Here is a 19136-nt window from a genome sequence, read left to right on the forward strand (position 1 = left end):
CGTCGTGGGAGGCGGAGCCTCCACGGTGTGCCTGCTGGAAGCACTCGCATTCGCACGCGCACGCGCCCGGACACCGGCGGCCGTGCGGCTCACCGTGTTCGAGCCGTCGCCGCACCTCTGGCGCGGACGTCCCTACCGGCCGGACACCGACGTCCTGCGCCTCAACTCCGGTACCGGCGACATGTCGGTGCGGCACGGCGACCCGGGGCACTTCGACCGCTGGCTGGAGAGTGGTGACCGTACCGCCGTACCGCTCGACCCGTACATCGGCATCCGCTTCGCCCCACGGGCGGTCTACGGCTCGTACCTGGAGGATTCGGCACGAGCGAGCCTGCGCGACCTCACGGCACGCGGCTGGCGGACGGCCGTCGTCCGCGAGAGGGTCGTCTCCGCCGCACCGACCACCCGCGGCGGCGCCTTCCTCCGTACCGACCGCGGCCGCCGCGTCCGGGCCGACCACGTGGTGCTGTGCGTGGGGCGCGGGGCACCGGAGGACAGCTACGGGCTCCAGGGCACCCCGGGCTTCGTGGCCGACCCCTATCCGGTGTCCGAGACCCTCGCCGCCTTCGATCCGGACGACGAGATCGGCATCGTAGGAAGCGGGCTCACCGCCGTCGACACGGTGCTCGCGCTTGCCGCCTTCGGGCATCGGGGCCGGATCACCCTCCTGTCCCGTCAGGGCGTACTGCCCGCGGTGCGCCAACGCCCGCTGACATCTTCGCTCCGGCACTTGACGGTCGACACCCGCCAACCCCTCGGCCTCGACACCGTCGTCGACGCCCTGTCCAAGGAACTCGCCCACGCCGGCGAGGACTTGACGACCGTGACGGCGGAGATCGCGGCCCTCTCCCAGGAGGACCCGACCGCCCGGCTGCGCCGCCAGCTCGCCGAGGTCGACTCCGGCAGCCGTGCCCTGCGCATCGTCCAGTCGGCGGTGCCGGACGCCGGCCCCGCCCTCTGGTCCGCGCTGCCCGACGGCCACAAGGCCGACCTGCTGCATCGGCATCACCGCAGCCTGCACGCCCTGTGCTGCCCGATGGCACCGGCCGGCGCCGCCGCGCTGCTCTGGCTGCTCGACTCGGGACGGCTGCGCATCGTCAAGGGCGTACGGCACATCATGCCCAAGGGGAGGGGAGATGACGGCTTCGTCGCCGTCACGGATTCGCGGCGGCGGCTGCGGTTCGACCGTCTCGTCAACGCGGTGAACTCCCCCGCGCACAAGATCCCGCCCGCGGCGGCGCCGCTGATCGACTCCCTGGTCACGGCGGGCGTGGCCGTCCGCGATCCCTTCGGCGGCCTGTCGGTGGAGCGCCCCACCAGCCGGCTCGTCGTCGAGGAGGAAGCCGACCCGCGCTTCCAGGTCCTCGGCGACCTCGCCTTCGGCACGTTCTTCTTCACCTTCGGGATCCCCGCGATGGTCAACCGCGCCCGGGAGATTGCGACTTCCCTGCTCGACCACATCAACGCGACCGCCGTACCACCTCACGACCCACCCCACGACCCACCCCACGACCCACCCCACGACCCACCCCACGACCCACCCCACGACCCACCCCACGACCCACCTCACTACGGAGACCACGTGATCAACCAGCGGACCGCCGCACCGACTGCCTTCCTCGCCGACACCGCCACCGGCCTCCCCCTGCCCGCCGCCCGCACCTTCGACTCCGTGGCCGGCGAACGTCGCCACCGCAAGCAGCGGCTCGCCGTCGCACTGCGCGTGTTCGGCAAGTACGGCTTCGGCGAGGGCATCTCGGGCCATCTCTCGGTCCGCGATCCCGAACGCCCCGACCACTTCTGGGTCAACCCCTTCGGCGTCTCCTTCAACCGCGTCAAGGTGCGCGACCTCATCCTCGTCGACAGCGAGGGACGGGTGGTGGACGGCACCCGACATGTCAACCCGAGCGCGTTCGTCATCCATTCCAAGATCCACGAACTGCGCCCGGACGCCACGGCCATCGCCCACGCCCACACCGTGCACTCCCGCGCGCTCGGCTCGCTGGGTCGCCTCCTCGACCCCCTCGACCAGGAATCCGCGGCCTTCTACCAGGACCAGGTCCTCTACGACGACTACCAGGGCCCGTCGGTCAAGCTGGACCTGGGCGAGGAGATCGCCAAGACGCTCGCCGGCAACAAGGCGCTGCTCCTCAAATACCACGGCCTGATCACCGTCGGCGGCTCGCTGGAGGAGGCCGTCCACTGGTTCCTCACGTACGACAGCGCCGCCCAGGTCCAGCTCCTCGCCCACGCGGCCGGCACCCCCCAGCCCCTCACCGACGAACAGGCGCGCTCCGCCCGCAGCGGCTTCGGCGACACCGAACTCGCCCGGTTCAGCTTCGAGTTGCTCTGGGACGAGACCATCCACGAGCAGCCGGACGTACTGGAGGAGCACTGACGTCCCCCGCGAGCCCCGTACAGGCCGCTCCCGGCGTTCGGGTACGGGGCTCCCGCAGGACGTGTCCGGTACGAAGTCAGCCCAGCGGCAGCGGGGTCGGAGCCCCCGGCGCGAGGCCTGCGACCCGGATGTTGCCGGCGTGCTCAAGCCCGGCTGACCCTGGGAGCTCCCCGCGGTCTACTCATCCGCGGCAACGACTACACGACCGAGGCGGACTTGACGGTCGGCGACGAGCAGCAGACGTACGGCATCGCCGAGAACACCTGGACCCCCGTGGGCGACGGTGCGGACGGACAAGCCGGTAAGTGGACGCTCCTGGAGTTTCGGACCTCCGAGCAGCGCACCGCCGAGCCCAGAACTCCCCGTTCCTTCGCACCACCCTCCGGCGCAAACCCAGTTGAGGGAAGACTCTGGCAGCGTCTCTCGCATCTGCCCGCCCCTTCAGGGCTTGACGGACATCCAGAACGCGTCGCCCTGGTGCAACGTCGCCGGTCAGCGGCGGCGATAGATCGTGATCGAGTGCCCCACCTCGTCGATCGCCCTGCTGCTGTCGATCAGCCGGGCCAGGGGCGCCTCCGCCGTGGCCGCCGCCGAGTCCGACACCACCAGGAGTCCGCGCACCTCGTCCGGAGCGACCGTGAGCGGGTCCGAAGCATGGATGCCGTAGTACGACGGCTCGCCGCTGCCCTTGTAGACCAGCCAGACCGTGTCGTCCGGGTAGCGTTCCCGCAGCCGGTCGGCGAGCCGCCCGAGGTCCTGGCCCCAGTCCACGTTCGAGTCGTGCAGCCACCGGTGGGTGTTCGCGGGCCCGCCGAACGCCTCGTTCGCGTACGGCAGGTAGTACGGGAACGTGCTGAGCGAGCTGCCGGCGACGAACGCCACGAGGGCGCCCGTCACCGCGTATGCCCACCGCCACCGGACCGAGAGCACGGCCGCCGCGGCGACGGCGAGGAACAGCGGCACGAAGATCGCGTACCGGGTGCCGTAGTCGCGGGTGCCGGTCATGGCCGTCACCAGCAGCACGGCCGTGGGCACGAGCACGTACGGTGCCGCGGGCCGCAGCCGCCGGACCGCGCACAGCGCCACGGCACCGGCCGCCCACAGGACGAGCATGCCGAGCGGCGTCTTCACCAGGAAGGCGGCCGGCAGGTAGTACCAGAGCGAGCCGTAGTACACCCGGCCGTACAGGAAGCCGGTCCGGACGACCTCCTCCTTGCCGAACTGGATCAGCATCCCGTCCCGGTACTCGCGGGGCAGCGGCAGCATCTCGGTGGCCAGGGCGCGCAGCCCGTGCACCTTCTGCATGTCGGCGGGCGGGGTCCAGTGCAGCCGCGGGTCGACGACGAGGTAGGAGGCCCACACCACGGCGATCGCGAGCAGCGTCATCGCGGCGGCCCACCCGACGGTGCCCAGCGCGAGCGTCCGGGCCGTGCGGCGCCGCCGGTCGCCGCCGGCCGGGCGCCGGGCGGCCAGGACGGACGGCACGGCGAGCAGGAGCACCACGGGAACGGCCACCAGGGTGTTCATCTTGGTGGCCAGGGCCGCGCCGAGCGCCAGCCCGGCCAGTGGGAGGTACAGGCCCGGCCGCCGGCGTGCCCGCCAGGTCAGCCAGACCGATGTCAGCACGAAGCCCGCGGCGGGCATGTCGAGGGTGGCCAGTGACCCGTGGGCGATGACGTCGGGAGAGAAGGTGTACAGCGCGAGCGCCACCAGGGCACCCACGCGGCCGGTGAGATCGCGGGCGAACGCGCAGATGACCAGCCCGAACAGCAGCGTCAGCACGATCACCGGGATCCGGGCCCAGAACATCAGCCGCCCCGGGTCGTTGCCCAGCTCGTACAGCAGTTTGCGGCCGAGCCTGCTCTGGTGTTCGGGGACCTCGTCCCCGAGGTGCGGGTCGGCGACAAGCACGCCGGTCGCGATGATGAGCTTGCCCAGCGGCGGGTGTTCCGGGTTGTACCGGAGGCTGCGCTCTTTGAGATAGACCGTGGCCGTGCCGACGTACACCGGCTCGTCGATGGTCGGCGACTGCTCCCTGGCCGTGATGACCATCGCCACCGCCATCTGGGCGAGGAGCGCCACGACGGCGAGCACGAACACCAATTGCCGGTGCCGGCGCAGCGCGGCGAAGCGCTCCCCGGGTCTTCGGGGCCGCTCCTCGCTCTCTGCGAGAGTTTCCGTCTGCACGATCCCAGACCCTAGCCCGGCGCCGCGCTCGCCCACCGCCGGTCCCCGGACTGCCCGGGTGGGTCTCACCCCTTGCGGACCAGCTTCTTCAGCCTCGACATCGTCGACACCTTCGGCGCGTTGTCGTACGCCTTCTTCAGCTGCGCGAAGTGGTCGGCGCGGGTGCGGCTGAGGTACTCGTCGTTCTGCAGCGGCTTGGCGATGGACCAGGCCCGCTTGTGCTGGCCGTTGTAGTGGCAGACGAACGCCTTGGACAGCTCCAGGACGGACTTGAAGGGGATGCCGCCGGTGTGGTCGCGGTCGATGCGGTCCTGGACGGCGGAGATCAGCTTCAGCTTCTCGTCGACCGTGTAGGCGTTTTCGGTGATCCGGCGCATCACGTCCTCGGGGATCGGCTTCGTCACCTCGAAGGCGAGCGTGGAGCGGATCGGCGGGCCCGCGATCTCGATATACGGCAGCAGGGCGCCCGTGCTGTGGTGCAGCCAGGGCAGCCGCGGTCCGGCGAAGTCCTGGTGGAGGACGACAGTGCCGGGCCCCATGCGGGTCAGGAACCGTTCCGACACGCACTTGAAGACGTTGGCCGTCTTGGCTATGTCGATGTGCAGGAACTCGACCGGGCTCTTGTCCTCCGGGTCCGAGGTCTGCCAGAGGTCGCCGGCGTGGATCTCCAGGAAGGGCAGGAAGGGGCCCAGCCGGCGTTTGAAGTCGTCCAGGAACGAGTTGTCGTCCGGCCGGCTTGTGCCCGGAGTCGAAGAACTTCTCCGTGGCGAACGTGCCCTTGCCGACCCGGAAGAAGTCGTACGCGTGCAGTCGCCCCGTCTTCTCGTCGAAGGCCGGGTTCTCCTGCAGGCCCATCGCGAGCGCGTACGTGGATCCGCCGCCGCCGGAGCCGAGCTCGACGATCCGGTCCTTGCCGGTGAGGCGGTGGCGCCCCACGAGGTACAGGAACTGCAGCTCCCACTGGCTGCACTGGGTGTAGGGCAGGTCGTCCGGCAGCTTCACGCTGTCGAACATCGAGTAGAGCCGGCCGAGCGTCGTCATGAGTTCCTCGCGGTGTTCGAATCAGACGGTGCCCGTGATCCTAGGGTTCACGGGCACCGCCCCACCATGAAAACCACGGAGTACGTCGGTGACCTAAGGGCGTTCGACTGTCCTTCTCTCCGTGTTCACTCCTGATTCGCTCAGCGCTTCACGGCCTTCTTCAACGACCGCGCCTTGCGCACCACCCGCCGTGCCGTCGCGTTGTGCGGCAGGAACGACAGGCGCTCCGGGATGCCGCCGGGCAGGCCCAGTGAGGTGAGTCGCTTGCGCTTGAAGTAGCGCTGGGTGCGCGGGCCGTAGTGCTCGGCGAGGTAGCGCTCGGCCGCCGGGCGCAGGCTCGCGTAGATCTGCGGCTGCATGGTGAAGCCGAGGGCGGTGACCAGGGCCCACAGCGTGTCCGCCGGGACGGTCTCCTCGCCCTTGCGCTTCTCCAGGTCCGGCAGCACCGCGTCGGCCAGCACCGCCGGGACGCGGTTGCTGTTCTGGTACGGCGTCAGCCGCTCCAAGAGCGGCTCGGTGCCGATGCGGGCGACGGGGAGGTCGTAGAAGACGGAGGCGGTGAACAGCGCCGTCGAGAAGCAGCCGACGACCAGTCCGGGCCGGGACTTCTCGAACAGCACCTCGGCGAGGACGGGCGTGTCCAGGACGGTGAGGTCGACGCCGAGCTTCTCGGCCTCGGCCTCCAGGACGCGGCTGTAGCGGGCCGGTGCGGTGGGGTGCGGCTTGAAGACGACCGAACGGTGCCCGCGCTGCACGGCTCCGCGCATCATCCGCACATGCAGATCCTCCTCCTCCTCGAAGGAGAGGATGTTCAGCGCGGACAGGTACTGGCCGAGCAGCAGCGCCGCGTTGTCCGGCAGGACCGGCAGCTCCGGTGCGACGGCGCCGAGTTCGCCGAGCACCTTCAGGAACGCCCCCGCCGGCACGATCTGCGCCGGGACATCGAACTCGGTCAGCAGTATCGGCGTCAGACCGGGCACCAGGTCCAGGTGCAGCAGCCGCCGTACGCGCGTGCCGACCAGCGGGTCCAGCTTGTTGCGGGTGGGGCCGTAGCTCATCAGGCCGTCGGCGTAGACGTCGATCGGGGCGCCGGTGAACAGCTGGGCCAGTGTGAGCGCCGGGCTGACCTGGATGGACTCCAGGACCAGCTCCACCCGGTCCTCGCCCAGGCCCCACAGCAGCCGCAGATACCGCTCGAACAACGGGATGTCGTCCGGGCGCGGCACCCAGGCACCGGGGTGGAAGGGCCTGATGGCCTCGTTGAAGGACAGCACGCCGTCGAAGTGGTCGCGCAGCGACTCGAAGCCCGGCATCTCGTCGACGGCCGGCGTAGTCTCCGGTGTCGTGGCGTTGTTGAACACCAGCAGCAGCCGGCGGTCCGCCTCGGCGAAGCAGTCCGAGTCGATCGCCGCGGCCAGCGTCGCCGCTCCGTACAGCGTCGAGGCGCAGAAGATCTGGGTCGTACGAGAGGTCGTACGGGAGGTCGTACGGGAGGGCATCAGGCGGCCGCCTTCGCAGTGGTGGCCCGGCGCCGCAGCCGCCGCAGCTTGCTGGCCCGGCGCAGGTCCATGGTGTCGAGCACATCGCCGAGCTGGTCCTGCGGCATGCGCTTGATCGCCGCCGCGGACCGGATCCGCAGCTGCTTGGCCACCTCCGGCTCGAACTTCTCGATCTCGGACAGGTGGTGGGCGATGATCGCGCAGTAGGTCCGCATGGCCTTCGGCAGCAGACGGTCGGCGTCCCGGTCTGCCGCCGTCTCCTCGATCACCTGGTCGAAGGCGCGGATGAAGTCGAGTTGACGGACGTCACCGATCTGAGTGAGAGAGGAGGCGACCCCACGCCGGTAGAAGACGCCCAGCAGGCTGACCACGGCGAACGACTCCGCCTCGCGGTGCAGCTTCCAGATCCACGGCCGGTCCTCGGCGGTGCGCAGCCCGTGGGTGAAGTGCAGCAGCCCCTTGTCCAGCAGGCGGCGGTGGTAGGCGCCGGCCCAGGCGTAGGCGTAGTCCACCGAGGTCGAGCGGTGGGCGGGGAGGATCGCGTCGCGCGGGTCGAGCACCTCGTCCCGGCGGCCGAGCGGGTGTCTGTGCACCGAGCGGGCGCGGGCGGTGGTCTGGACGTGATCCGTTCGGATGAAGTCGCAGCCGAGATCCTCGATGGCGGAAACCAAGTCGGAGAGGTAGCCCGGGGCGATCCAGTCGTCGCCGTCGAGGAAGGTCAGATACTCGCCGGTGGCCGCGTCGAGGCCCGTATTGCGCGCGGTGGCCAGCCCTCCGTTCTCCTCGTGGCGGATGAGGCGGACCTGGGCGACATCCGAGAGTTCCTCGGCCGCCCGCTCCAGGATCGCCGGAGTTTCGTCCTTGGACTTGTCGTCTACCAGGACGAACTCGAAGTCGCGCCTGGCATTCACGCGAAGGCTTCTGAGCATGTCGGGGGCGTATTGCTGCACGTTGTAGAACGGCACGATCACGGAGAGCTTTGGCACCTGGGAAAGCCTAGAGGGCGCTCCGGCGGCAGAACTTTCTGGTGATCGTACTACAGGTGAACTCGGTGTGTCGGAACGGTGCATGCCGTGTACTTCCGCAGGTTCGACGGGCCAATTCGGCTGCCGTGGGGCTGTTGTTAACCTTCTGTTGCGTCGCGATTGGGCTATACATAGGAAATGCTTCCTAGCGTCTTCGGCGTGCCAGCAAGTACCAGCAAGCCCCCACGGATCGCCGTGCTCGCGGACTCCGACACCCGCTGGAAATGGGGTGCTTTGACCGCGAGCCGTATCGCTCCGGGCCCGTCCATGGAAACCGGACCGCGAGGCGACACGCAAGTCGCCCCGGCTGTGAGTGGGTTTCTGCTACGCGGCCGGGCCACTCCCACCCCTCGCCAGCTCGCGGAGGTCGGCGTGCCGGCCGACTCCCTGCGGGAGGTGACAGCGGTCGAGTTCCTGCGCGCCATGGCCCAGGAGGAGTACGACATCGTCGTGCTCTCCCTCGTCGGCGGCGGCGTCCAGGCGATGCTGCACGGCCTGAAGCGGGTCTGGGAGGGCCGCCCCAAGCGTCCCGTCGTCGTCACCGGCTATGTCGGCGTCGTCTACGAGAAGCTCGCCGACGGCCTGCTGCTGCGGCACGGCGCGGACCTCGTCCTCGCCAACTCCCGCCAGGACGCGGACCGTTTCCGGGAGGTGTACGACGGTGTGGGCGCCGACTCCTCGTCGGTCACCGAAGTCGCCCTGCCGTTCCTGGGCGGTGCCGCCTACACCGGTGAACACGAGCCGTACACCGTGGTGTTCGCCGCGCAGCCCTCGGTCCCCGAGAGCCGCAAGGACCGTGCGTACCTGCTGGACCGGCTGATACGGCACGCCCGCAAGCACCCCGAGCGTGAGGTGCTGCTCAAGCTGCGCTCCAAGCCGGGCGAACACACCACGCACATCGAGGAGCTGCCCTACCAGAAGCTGGCGCAGAAGATCGATCCGCCCGCCAACTTCCGTCTGGTGTACGGGCACATGGGCGAAGTCCTCGACCGCACCGACCTGCTGGTCACCGTCAGCTCCACGGCGGCACTGGAATCCCTGCACCGACGCATCCCCACGGTGATCCTCACCGACCTGGGGGTACGCGAGACGCTCGGTAACCACCATTTCGTGGGGTCCGGCTGTCTCGCCTCCTGGGACCAGCTCGACGAGGGGCACCGGCCCGCCCCGGACGAGGAGTGGGTGTCCCGGCAGGGCGTCGCGGCTGGGGGAGGGGCGTACGAGACCGCGTTCGACGCCGCCCGCAAGCGGATCGCCAAGCTGCTCGCCTCGCCCCAACTGCCGCCCCTCACCCCGTACTACACACCGGCGACCGCGCCCGGCTATCTGCCCGGCATCCTCGCCCGCCACCACCTCGGCCCGGACGGCAGCCCGCTGCCCGGGGCGCCCGCCGCCGACAAGGCGCCCGGACCGGTCCGCCAGATCGTGCGCCAGGCGGCGCGCGGCGCCTACCGGCACGGTGTCCAGCGGGTCGCCCCCGTGATCCGGCGCATGGGAGAACTGTGAGTGACCCGACCGGGGCGCCGGGACGCGCCCCGCATCCCTCGCGAGAAGCCTTGTGGCTTTCGCCGCACAACCAAGGCCCGTCGCAAGGAGTCCAAGGAGTATATGTCCATGACCAACGTGCCAGCAGACCAGAGCGCTTCGGTGCGCCGGGTGCTCGCTGTGATTCCCGCGCGCGGCGGCTCCAAGGGGGTGCCCGCGAAGAACCTCGCCCCCGTCGGGGGCGTGCCGCTGGTGGCCCGGGCGGTGCGCGAGTGCCGGGCTTCGAGGCTCGTCACGGATGTCGTCGTCTCCACCGACGACCAGGGCATCGCGGCCGCCGCCCGCCAGGCGGGCGCCGAGGTCGTGCTGCGCCCCGCCGCCATCGCCGGTGACACCGCCACGTCCGAGGCCGCCGTACTGCACGCCCTGGACGCGCACGAGGCGCTGCACGGCTCGCCGGTGGACGTGGTCCTGCTCGTGCAGTGCACCAGCCCGTTCATCGTCCGTGAGGACATCGACGGCGTGGTCAAGGCGATTGTCGCCAACGGTGCCGACACCTCCCTGACCGTCGCGCCCTTCCACGGCTTCGTGTGGCGCCACGGCGGCGACGAGCCCACTGCCGTGGACGCCGAGCGCGAGGCGGCCGAGGGCGTTGCCGACACCGCCGCGACCCGCACCTCCGCCACCAGCGGCGGCTACGGCGTCAACCACGACAAGTCGTTCCGCCCGCGCCGCCAGGACCGCCCCCAGGACTTCCTGGAGACCGGCGCCGCCTACGCCATGGACGCGGCCGGCTTCCGCAAGCACCAGCACCGCTTCTTCGGCCGTACCGAGCTGGTCCGCACGGACCCCGCCCGCGTGCTGGAGATCGACGACCACCACGAGTTGGCGCGGGCCCGGGCACTGGCCCCCCTCTTCGACGCGGACCGACCCGGTTCGCTGCCGGCCGCCGCCGACATCGACGCGGTCGTCCTCGACTTCGACGGCACCCAGACCGACGACCGGGTGCTGATCGACGCCGATGGAAAGGAGTTCGTCTCCGTGCACCGCGGAGACGGCCTCGGCATCGCGGCCCTGCGCAAGAGCGGGCTGAAGATGCTGATCCTGTCCACGGAGCAGAACCCGGTCGTCGCCGCCCGGGCCCGGAAGCTGCAGATTCCGGTCCTGCACGGCATCGACCGGAAAGACCTCGCCCTGAAGCAGTGGTGCGAGGAGCAGGGCATCGCGCCTGAGCGCGTGCTCTACGTCGGCAACGACGTCAACGACCTCCCGTGCTTCGCCCTCGTGGGCTGGCCCGTGGCGGTCGCGAGCGCCCACGACGTCGTGCGCGGCGCCGCACGCGCGGTTACCACCGTCCCCGGCGGCGACGGCGCGATCCGAGAGATCGCCAGCTGGATCCTCGGCCCCTCTCTCGATTCCCTCACCAAATAAGGAAATTTCCTGCCATGAGCACCAACACCCGCATCCGCTCGTTCGGTTCGCGTGAAGTCGGCCCGGGTAAGCCCGTCTACGTCTGCGGCGAGATCGGCATCAACCACAACGGTGAGCTGGAGAACGCCTTCAAGCTCATCGACGTCGCCGCCGAGGCCGGCTGTGACGCGGTGAAGTTCCAGAAGCGCACCCCGGAGATCTGCACCCCGCGCGACCAGTGGGACATCGAGCGCGACACCCCCTGGGGCCGGATGCCGTACATCGACTACCGCCACCGCGTGGAGTTCGGCGAGGACGAGTACCGCCAGATCGACGAGTACTGCAAGTCCAAGAACATCGCCTGGTTCGCCTCCCCGTGGGACACCGAGGCCGTCGCCTTCCTGGAGAAGTTCGACGTCCCCGCCCACAAGGTCGCCTCCGCGTCCCTCACCGACGACGAGCTGCTGAAGGCGCTGCGCGCCACCGGCCGCGCGGTCATCCTCTCCACCGGCATGTCGAGCCCGAAGCAGATCCGCCACGCGGTCGAGGTCCTCGGCTCGGACAACATCCTCATGTGCCACGCCACGTCGACCTACCCGGCGAAGGCCGAGGAGCTCAACCTCCGCGTGATCAACACGCTGGAGAAGGAGTACCCGAACGTCCCGATCGGCTACTCCGGTCACGAGACCGGCCTGCAGACCACCCTCGCCGCGGTCGCCCTCGGCGCCGTGTTCGTCGAGCGTCACATCACCCTGGACCGCGCGATGTGGGGCTCCGACCAGGCCGCGTCCGTCGAGCCGCAGGGCCTCACGCGCCTCGTCCGCGACATCCGCACCATCGAGGCCTCCCTCGGTGACGGTGTCAAGAAGGTCTACGAGTCCGAGCTGGGCCCGATGAAGAAGCTGCGCCGCGTCACCGGCGTCGTCGCCGAGGCGGAGATCGCCGCCGCCGCGGGTGAGCCGGTCCAGGTCTGACCTCACGTCTCACCTCACGTCTGACCTCACTCGGACACCGATTCGGGGCGGACACCGGTGGGTGTCCGCCCCGAATCCCCCCGAATCCCCCGAATGCCCAGAACGCCTATGGTTCGCAGCGCGCAGACAGCGCCTTACGACGGGACGGTCGTACGCCGATGAGCCCCCGTGCCGGGTCAGCCGGCCTGAAGACTCTCGCCTTCGTCGAGAGTCCGGTACAGCTCCTGAACGTGCTGGAGTGGGCGCATGCCCACACTCCACACACCAGGGAGGCCCCCGACGCGGGGCTCACCCTGGTGGTCCTGTCCCCGATCGACCCGATGACCCGCGGTCAGCTGCGGCGGATGTCCGAGCTGGCCCGCCAGGAGGGCCACGAGGTCCGCTGGGAGGAGGCGCGGGGCGGCGCCATGGCACCGTTCCAGACCATCGGCGGCCTCACGGGCATGCTCCGCCGGGCCGACCGGATCGTCCTGGGCGACCCGTTCTCCCGCTACGTACAGCTGCTGCTGACCATCACCCGGGCACGTGACCTGGTGGTCGTCGACGACGGCACGGCGACGATGGAGTTCGTCGCCCAGCTGGCCAGCGGTGAGCGCCTGGTGCGCTGGCACCGCAAGGGCGGCCGTCCAGGGCCCAGAGACCTGGTCTTCGCCCCCGTGTCCTCCTCGGCCCGCCGCCGCCTCACGCCCAGCGAGAAGCGCCGGGTGGAGATCTTCTCCTCCATGCCGATGAAGGAGCCCCCGGCCGGAGTGACGGTCACCGCGAACACCTTCGCCTGGACCCGCTTCCGCTTCGGGCCGCCCCGGATCGCCAAGGGCGCGGACATGGTCGGCACCTCGCTGGTGGAGACCGGCGTGGTGGACGGCGACCGCTATCTGGAGGCCGTCCGCACCCTCGCCAAGGCGCACGGCGCCACCCGCTACTTCGCCCATCGCCGGGAGGGTGCGGAGAAGCTGCACCGGCTCGCGGTCGAGACGGGACTGGAGATCGTACGGCCGGACCTTCCGCTGGAGCTGATCGCCCGGCGCGGGCCCATCGGCCGGACGATCCTCAGCTTCCCGTCGACGGTGGTGCACACCCTGCCGCTCGCCCTGTCCGGCACGGAGGTCCGCGTCGCCGTGTGCGACATCGACCCCGCCTGGCTGACGGAGAACGCCTCGCCCCGCGCACAGGGGTTCCTGTCCGGGGTCACCGGGACGGCACGGGACGTACACCGACTGTCGGCGGTCACGAGGGTCACGGCGGTCTGAGCCACTCAGGCGGGGGTCTGGGTCATTCAGGCGGGCTGGCTGGGTCACTCAAGCGGTGGTCTGGTTGTCACTCAAGCGGTGGTGTGGGGTCACACTCAGGCGGTGGTGTGGGGTCACACTCAGGCGGGGGCCCGCGGCTTTCAGGCGTGTTCTGCGGCTTCAGACGGTGGTCTACGGCAATTCAGTCGGCGGTCTGAGTCACAGACGCTTGCGGGCCAGCAGGAACGCGCGGGGGCGGGCCTCGTCCTCGTGTGGTTCCCGTACGACACGCGCCCGGACGTCGAGACCCGCCTTGGCCAGGTGGGCGGCCACCGTCTCCGGGGTGCGCCAGTAGCAGTCGAGCGCGATCTCCTGCCCGAAGCGTTCCGTGAGGTGCTCGGAGCCGTCTTCGTCGCCGGTCTGGAAGGCGAGCAGCACATGGCCGCCGGGGACCAGGACGCGATGGAACTCCGTGAACGTCGTCGGCAGGTGATCGTCGGGAACGTGGATCACCGAGTAGAGCGCGACGATGCCGCCCAGGGTCTCGTCCGGAAGGTCCAGCGACGTCATCGAGCCCACGTGGAACCGGAGTTCGGGGTACGTCCGGGTGGCCAGCGCCACCATGCGCGGCGAGAGGTCGATGCCGAACACCGGCAGTCCGAGGGCGTTCAGCCGGGCGGTCACGGCACCCGGGCCGCTGCCGACGTCGGCCACGGGATGTGGCCCGGCGTCCTTCAGCAGGTCGACGAAGCCGGTGAGCAGGGCCCGGTCCAGGGGGAGGCCGGCCAGATGGTCGGCGTGACGGTCGCTGTACGGGCCCGCTATGGCGTCGTACGAGGTCCTGGTCGCATGGAGGAAATCGGGGGGTACGGAGTTCACGGGGGCACGCTAGTGGGGGCGGGCACGGTCGCGGGCCCGGTTTGACCGACCGCTGCTTGTCCGGTGCCGTCTGTTTCCCGGCTGCCTGTTTGCCGGTCGCGGGAGGGCCTGGTGGGAGTGGGGGCGTGGTCGGGGCGCCGTTCCGACAGGTGAACAGAACCGCCGGGGCCGCGGCGGGCGTGATATCCGTGGAGAGTGGGTAACCCGGATCTCATGATCCACTCGGCCGGAAGTCGGGCGAGTTTACCCATCTCAGTCGATAGCCATGCGTCCGGCGGCCAGATTTCTTCCCCTAACGGGCTGAACTTTTGTTGATCGTGGGTCAGTTGGCCACCCGGGCGTCCTACCCTTCAGAGGGTGAAGCAACAGATGTCACTGGAGCCCGAGGCCGATCTCCCCGCGGAAGCCGTGCTCGCCGGCACGCTGCCCGAGGCACTGCGTGCCGAACTCATCGCCTTCCGGCGCGACTTGCACATGCACCCGGAGCTGGGCAATCAGGAGTTCCGCACCACCGCGGCCATCAAGGCACGACTGGAGAAGGCCGGCCTCGCCCCGCGCGTGCTGGCCATCGGGACCGGGCTCGTCTGCGACATCGGTGACTGGGACGGCGTACGGCCCATGCTCGCGCTGCGCGCCGACATCGACGCGCTGCCCATTCCGGACACGAAGAGTGAGTGCGCGTACCGGTCGACCGTGCCCGATCGGGCGCACGCCTGCGGACACGACGTGCATACGACCGTCGTGCTGGGCGCCGGGCTCGTACTGGCCGAGCTGCACCGGGAGGGGAAGCTGCCGCGGCCCGTGCGGCTGCTCTTCCAGCCCGCCGAGGAGGTGCTGCCCGGTGGCGCCGCCGATGCCATCGAGTGCGGCGTGCTGGACGGCGTGGGTCGGATCATCGCCGTGCACTGCGATCCGCGCGTGGATGCCGGGCGGATCGGGCTGCGCGCCGGGGCCATCACGTCGGCCTGCGATCGGCTGGAGATCGCCCTGGACGGGCCCGGTGGACACACCGCCCGGCCTCATCTGACGACCGACCTGGTGACCGCCGCGGCTCGGGTGGTCACCGACGTGCCCGCCCTTGTCTCCCGGCGGGTCGACTCCCGCAGCGGGCTCGCCGTGACCTGGGGGCGGGTCGAGGCCGGACATGCGCCGAACGTCATCCCGCAGCACGCCGAACTGTCCGGGACCGTGCGGTGCCTGGACATCGAGGCGTGGCGGCAGGCTCCGGACATCGTGCACGCGGCGATCGACGAGATCGCCAATCTGTACCGGGCCAAGTCCGAGATCAACTACGTGCGGGGCGTGCCGCCCGTCGTCAACGACGCGGGCGTCACCGAGCTGCTGCGGGACGCCATGGCCGCGCGGCGCGGTGTCGAGGCCGTCGAGGACACCGAGCAGAGTCTCGGCGGTGAGGACTTCTCGTGGTACCTGGAGCATGTGCCGGGCGCCATGGCCCGGCTCGGGGTGCGGACGCCGGGTGAGCGGGCCGTGCGGGATCTGCATCAGGGGGATTTCGACGCCGACGAGTCGGCGATCACGGTGGGTGTGGAGCTGTTCACGGCTGCCGCGCTTCTCGACGGCGGCGGCAGGTAGGCGTACGGCGGGCACGCCAATTCAGACGTACGGCGGATATCGCTTCGCTCCGGTTGCGGCCGGGGCGGAGTGGGGGGAGCCTGGGCGCATGACGTTCACGCCTGGGCGTCATCACGCTGACGGCACCCCCGGTACACGGAGCGTGCGGGACCAATGGGGGGTGTGGGTGTCCCAAGAACACCTTTCGATCCGGTGGTTCACAAGGACGTAACCGGCCATCGGCACGAATGGATAACGGCCACGCGAAACCCCGTTCCCAGGAGTGTCTACGCGCGTTACTGTGCGCCGAACTCAGCACCCACTGCGGGGCTTGGAGAATGGGGAACTTCACGATGCGTCGTATATCCAAACTGACCCGCGTCGCGGTGGGGGTCGCGTCGCTCGCACTGGCCGCGACCGCCTGCGGTGGCACCAGCAGCGACAGCAGTGACAGCAGCGACGAGACCAAGGACGACCTCGGTCTCGCCATCGCCTACGACATCGGCGGCAAGGGCGACCAGTCCTTCAACGACGCCGCGTACTCCGGCCTGCAGAAGGCCCAGGAGGAGTTCGGCTACAAGACCGACGACGTCGAGCCCACCGAGGGCGAGACGGACGCCGACAAGGAACAGCGGCTGGCCTCGCTGGCCAGGCAGGGCTACAACCCCGTGATCGGCATCGGGTTCGCCTACGGTCCCGCGATGGAGGCCGTGGCCTCGAAGTACCCGGACACCACGTTCGGCATCGTGGACTCGGTCGTCGAGGGCGACAACGTCGCGTCCCTCGTCTTCGCCGAGGAGCAGGCTTCGTACCTCGCCGGTGTCGCCGCGGCCAAGGCGACCAAGACCAACACCGTGGGCTTCGTGGGCGGTGTGGACATTCCGCTGATCCACAAGTTCGAGGCCGGCTACAAGCAGGGCGTCGCGGACACCAACTCGAAGGTCAACGTCGTCTCGCAGTATCTGACGCAGACGGCCGAGGAGGGCGGCTTCTCCAGCCCGGACAAGGGCAAGGCTGCCGCAGAGGGGCAGATCGAGAAGAACGCGGACGTTGTCTACCAGGCTGCCGGGCTGTCCGGGCAGGGCGTGATCGAGGCTGCGGCGAACGCCAAGGTCTGGGCGATCGGGGTCGACTCCGACCAGTACGAGCAGGCGGCGCTGGCGTCGTACAAGGACTACATCCTCACGTCGGCGCTCAAGGACGTCGGCGGTGCGGTGTACTCGCTGGCCAAGTCGGTCGAGGACGGCAAGCCGCTGACCGGCACGCAGACGTTCGACCTCAAGGTGGACGGTGTCGGTCTCTCCGAGAGCAACCCGGAGTTCGCGAAGATCGAGGGTCTGTCGGACGCCGTGGCCACGGCCAAGGAGGGCATCATCGACGGGTCCATCAAGGTCAAGACCGAGTAGTCGTCGACCGAGTAGTCGTCGTACGCGGTCGTGCGGTCGTGCGGTCGCGTTGACGTTGACAGGAGGCGGGCCGGCATCCGATCGGGTGCCGGCCCGCTTCGCGTGTGTGCCCAGCATGGGCGATTGCTTGGGGGTGGAAGTCCCCTGGGGGAAGAGGTGGTGCTAACCCCGAGCCGGAGGCAAGGGCGTCATCGTGAGGTGGGGTCTGGAGGAAGCCCGAGGCGAGACCTGGGTACCGAGGAACGCGAATCGCGTATGAGGCGTACTGGTCGGGTGAGCCTGCACGAGAAGGCGATGCCCGTCACTGCCAAGAGGGCCAGTGCGTAAACGCGGCGGGGATCCAGGGACAGTGATCGTTCTTACCTGGGGAGATCTGTCCGGGTGTCGGTTGTGCTGAAGTTGTCGCCGCGCCGACGGTCCGTGCCGGGAGGCGCGGGCTGACCGGGCAGAAGTCAGCAGAGGTCGTAGTACCAGCCGGGATGGCTGCCGGTGCGTGGCGGGCTGGGAAGGGCCGAACATCGAGTGGAACGGGTGATGTGGTGGTTGCTCGTGCTGGTCACGTGGACCGCAGTAAGTCCGCTTCGGCGGTGCCGACCGGGAAGGGACCGGTGCATTCCGGAAGTGTCCTGGCGGAGCGTAGTGGCCGGTCGGCGCACTCCACGGAGGGCGTTCACCGGGAGCGGGAGTCTTCGCTGTGGGAGTTGATGCTCTCGAAGGAGAACCTGCTCGCGGCGCTCAACCGCGTTGAAGTCAACCGGGGTGCTCCCGGGGTGGACGGCATGACCACGGCTGAGCTGAGGCCGTGGATCGCGGTGCACTGGCCCGAAGTGAGGGCCGAACTCGACGCGGGCATCTACCGGCCGGCGCCGGTCCGTCAGGTGATCATCCCCAAGCCTGGCGGCGGTGAGCGGATGCTGGGGGTGCCGCGGGTGCTGGACCGCTTGATCCAGCAGGCCATCGCGCAAGTGCTCGTGCCCATCTTCGACCCGCAGTTTTCGGGGTCGTCCTTCGGGTTCCGTCCCGGCCGGTCCGCCCATCAGGCGGTCCGTGTCGCGCGGCGGGCCATCGAGGACGGACACCGCTGGGTCGTGGACCTTGATCTGGACCGGTTCTTCGACCGGGTTCAGCATGACGTCCTGATGGCGCGGGTGGCGCGCAAGGTCGATGACCGCAGGGTCTTGAAGCTGATCCGCAGGTATCTGGACGCCGGGATCATGGTGGGCGGCATCAGGATGCCGAGCGCGGAGGGGACCCCCCAGGGTTCCCCGCTGTCGCCGGTCTTGTCGAACATCATGCTCGACGACCTGGACCGGGAGTTGTTCAAGCGCGGTCACCGGTTCGTGCGTTACGCAGACGACGTTCGTGTCTTCGTGCGGAGCAAGCGAGCCGCTTGCCGGGTGCTCGCCTCGGTCACGGCCGTGGTCGAGCAGCGGTTGAAACTGAAGGTCAACCGGGACAAGTCGAAGGTGGTCCCAGCTTCTGTCATGACGATGCTGGGGTTCGGCTTCTATTTTGCCCGGCGTGGGAAGGTTGGGATCCGCGTCGATCCGAAGGCGGTCGTCCGTCTGAAGATGCGGCTGCGGGAGCTGACCTCGCGCCGGTGGAGCATCGCGATGAACGAACGTATCGCGAAGATCAACCGCTTCATCGTTGGCTGGATGGGCTACTTCCGGCTCGCGGACGGTGCGCATCTGTTCCGCGAGCTGGACAAGTGGCTGCACCGCAGGATGCGGCAGATCCGTTGGAAGGAATGGAAGATCCCCCGGGCCCGCCGGGCCATGCTGCGCAAGCTCGGGTTCAACGAGCAGTTCTCCCGTGAGTGGGGGAACAGCAGCAAGGGCTACTGGCGGATCGCGGGCTCCCCCGTCCTCGCGCGGGCACTGCCCAACTCCTACTGGGACGACCTCGGCCTGAAGACGCTCAAGCCGACCTGGCAACGGTTGAGATCAGCTTGGTGAACCGCCGGATGCGTGACCCGCATGTCCGGTGGTGTGGGAGGAGGGCCGGGCGACCCGGCCCTCCTACCCGATT

The 19136-nt window shown here is 69.6% G+C and carries 14 protein-coding genes; 9 read left to right on the forward strand and 5 right to left on the reverse strand.

Going from position 1 to position 19136, the window contains the following annotated elements:
• Nucleotides 1–4 precede the first annotated feature (4 nt).
• A complete protein-coding gene (locus GFH49_RS04070) occupies nt 5–2398 on the forward strand; it encodes a class II aldolase/adducin family protein (RefSeq protein ID WP_196217842.1) in 2394 nt (797 codons plus the stop codon).
• A gap of 492 nt (nt 2399–2890) precedes the next feature.
• Here GFH49_RS04070 and GFH49_RS04075 read toward each other — a convergent pair whose 3' ends face one another.
• Both GFH49_RS04075 and GFH49_RS04080 read right to left on the reverse strand, forming a co-directional pair.
• Nucleotides 2891–4585 carry a phospholipid carrier-dependent glycosyltransferase gene (locus tag GFH49_RS04075; RefSeq protein WP_408055882.1) on the reverse strand — a complete coding sequence of 565 codons (1695 nt, stop codon included), beginning with the start codon at nt 4583–4585 and terminating at the stop codon, nt 2891–2893.
• A 65-nt stretch (nt 4586–4650) separates the two neighbouring features.
• Nucleotides 4651–5124, reverse strand: a complete 474-nt coding sequence (locus tag GFH49_RS04080) for a hypothetical protein (RefSeq protein WP_155054355.1) — start codon at nt 5122–5124, stop codon at nt 4651–4653.
• Here GFH49_RS04080 and GFH49_RS04085 point away from each other — a divergent pair.
• On the forward strand, nt 5123–5761 hold the full coding sequence (locus GFH49_RS04085) for a hypothetical protein (RefSeq protein ID WP_155054356.1): 639 nt from the start codon (nt 5123–5125) through the stop codon (nt 5759–5761). The two genes, GFH49_RS04080 and GFH49_RS04085, sit on opposite strands and share 2 nt — an antisense overlap.
• 5 nt (nt 5762–5766) lie before the next feature.
• Here the strand turns inward: GFH49_RS04085 and GFH49_RS04090 are convergent, their stop codons facing one another.
• Together GFH49_RS04090 and GFH49_RS04095 are read right to left on the reverse strand one after the other, a co-directional pair.
• Nucleotides 5767–7125 carry an alpha-2,8-polysialyltransferase family protein gene (locus GFH49_RS04090; protein ID WP_155054357.1) on the reverse strand — a complete coding sequence of 453 codons (1359 nt, stop codon included), beginning with the start codon at nt 7123–7125 and terminating at the stop codon, nt 5767–5769.
• On the reverse strand, nt 7125–8111 hold the full coding sequence (locus GFH49_RS04095; RefSeq protein WP_155054358.1) for a glycosyltransferase family 2 protein: 987 nt from the start codon (nt 8109–8111) through the stop codon (nt 7125–7127). Before GFH49_RS04095 ends, GFH49_RS04090 begins: the two co-directional genes overlap by 1 nt.
• A gap of 198 nt (nt 8112–8309) precedes the next feature.
• Between GFH49_RS04095 and GFH49_RS04100 the strand changes: the two genes are divergently transcribed.
• From GFH49_RS04100 to GFH49_RS04115, 4 genes are all read left to right on the forward strand, one after another.
• A complete protein-coding gene (locus tag GFH49_RS04100) occupies nt 8310–9656 on the forward strand; it encodes a DUF6716 putative glycosyltransferase (RefSeq protein WP_155054359.1) in 1347 nt (448 codons plus the stop codon).
• Between the two features lie 108 nt (nt 9657–9764).
• Entirely contained in the window at nt 9765–11066 is a 1302-nt protein-coding gene (locus GFH49_RS04105; RefSeq protein ID WP_155054360.1) for an N-acylneuraminate cytidylyltransferase, read from the forward strand.
• A gap of 14 nt (nt 11067–11080) precedes the next feature.
• Nucleotides 11081–12019 (forward strand): N-acetylneuraminate synthase family protein, encoded by a 939-nt coding sequence (locus tag GFH49_RS04110; protein ID WP_155054361.1) that lies wholly within the window; start codon nt 11081–11083, stop codon nt 12017–12019.
• A 158-nt stretch (nt 12020–12177) separates the two neighbouring features.
• Nucleotides 12178–13269, forward strand: coding sequence for a hypothetical protein (locus tag GFH49_RS04115; protein ID WP_155054362.1), 1092 nt, complete (start codon nt 12178–12180; stop codon nt 13267–13269).
• A gap of 198 nt (nt 13270–13467) precedes the next feature.
• On the opposite strand, the gene GFH49_RS04120 is transcribed toward GFH49_RS04115, so the two are convergent.
• Nucleotides 13468–14127, reverse strand: coding sequence for a class I SAM-dependent DNA methyltransferase (locus GFH49_RS04120; RefSeq protein ID WP_155054363.1), 660 nt, complete (start codon nt 14125–14127; stop codon nt 13468–13470).
• 369 nt (nt 14128–14496) lie between these two features.
• Between GFH49_RS04120 and GFH49_RS04125 the strand changes: the two genes are divergently transcribed.
• From GFH49_RS04125 to ltrA, 3 genes are all read left to right on the forward strand, one after another.
• On the forward strand, nt 14497–15720 hold the full coding sequence (locus tag GFH49_RS04125; protein ID WP_155054371.1) for a M20 family metallopeptidase: 1224 nt from the start codon (nt 14497–14499) through the stop codon (nt 15718–15720).
• Nucleotides 15721–16052: 332 nt separating this feature from the next.
• Nucleotides 16053–17105 carry a BMP family lipoprotein gene (locus GFH49_RS04130; RefSeq protein ID WP_196217843.1) on the forward strand — a complete coding sequence of 351 codons (1053 nt, stop codon included), beginning with the start codon at nt 16053–16055 and terminating at the stop codon, nt 17103–17105.
• A 704-nt stretch (nt 17106–17809) separates the two neighbouring features.
• Nucleotides 17810–19063, forward strand: a complete 1254-nt coding sequence (gene ltrA / locus GFH49_RS04135) for a group II intron reverse transcriptase/maturase (protein WP_230396118.1) — start codon at nt 17810–17812, stop codon at nt 19061–19063.
• Nucleotides 19064–19136 lie beyond the last annotated feature (73 nt).

It is taken from the genome of Streptomyces blattellae (assembly GCF_009709555.1).
GTDB classification, from domain to species: Bacteria; Actinomycetota; Actinomycetes; order Streptomycetales; family Streptomycetaceae; genus Streptomyces; species Streptomyces blattellae.

Coding starts and splice junctions, on each gene's coding strand:
- GFH49_RS04085 (WP_155054356.1), top strand. CDS start 5,123: ATGCGGGTCAGGAACCGTTCCGACACGCACTTGAAGACGTTGGCCGTC.
- GFH49_RS04080 (WP_155054355.1), bottom strand. CDS start 5,124: ATGGGGCCCGGCACTGTCGTCCTCCACCAGGACTTCGCCGGACCGCGG.
- GFH49_RS04090 (WP_155054357.1), bottom strand. CDS start 7,125: ATGCCCTCCCGTACGACCTCCCGTACGACCTCTCGTACGACCCAGATC.
- GFH49_RS04105 (WP_155054360.1), top strand. CDS start 9,765: ATGACCAACGTGCCAGCAGACCAGAGCGCTTCGGTGCGCCGGGTGCTC.
- GFH49_RS04110 (WP_155054361.1), top strand. CDS start 11,081: ATGAGCACCAACACCCGCATCCGCTCGTTCGGTTCGCGTGAAGTCGGC.
- GFH49_RS04115 (WP_155054362.1), top strand. CDS start 12,178: ATGAGCCCCCGTGCCGGGTCAGCCGGCCTGAAGACTCTCGCCTTCGTC.
- GFH49_RS04125 (WP_155054371.1), top strand. CDS start 14,497: ATGTCACTGGAGCCCGAGGCCGATCTCCCCGCGGAAGCCGTGCTCGCC.
- GFH49_RS04130 (WP_196217843.1), top strand. CDS start 16,053: ATGCGTCGTATATCCAAACTGACCCGCGTCGCGGTGGGGGTCGCGTCG.
- ltrA (WP_230396118.1), top strand. CDS start 17,810: ATGCTCTCGAAGGAGAACCTGCTCGCGGCGCTCAACCGCGTTGAAGTC.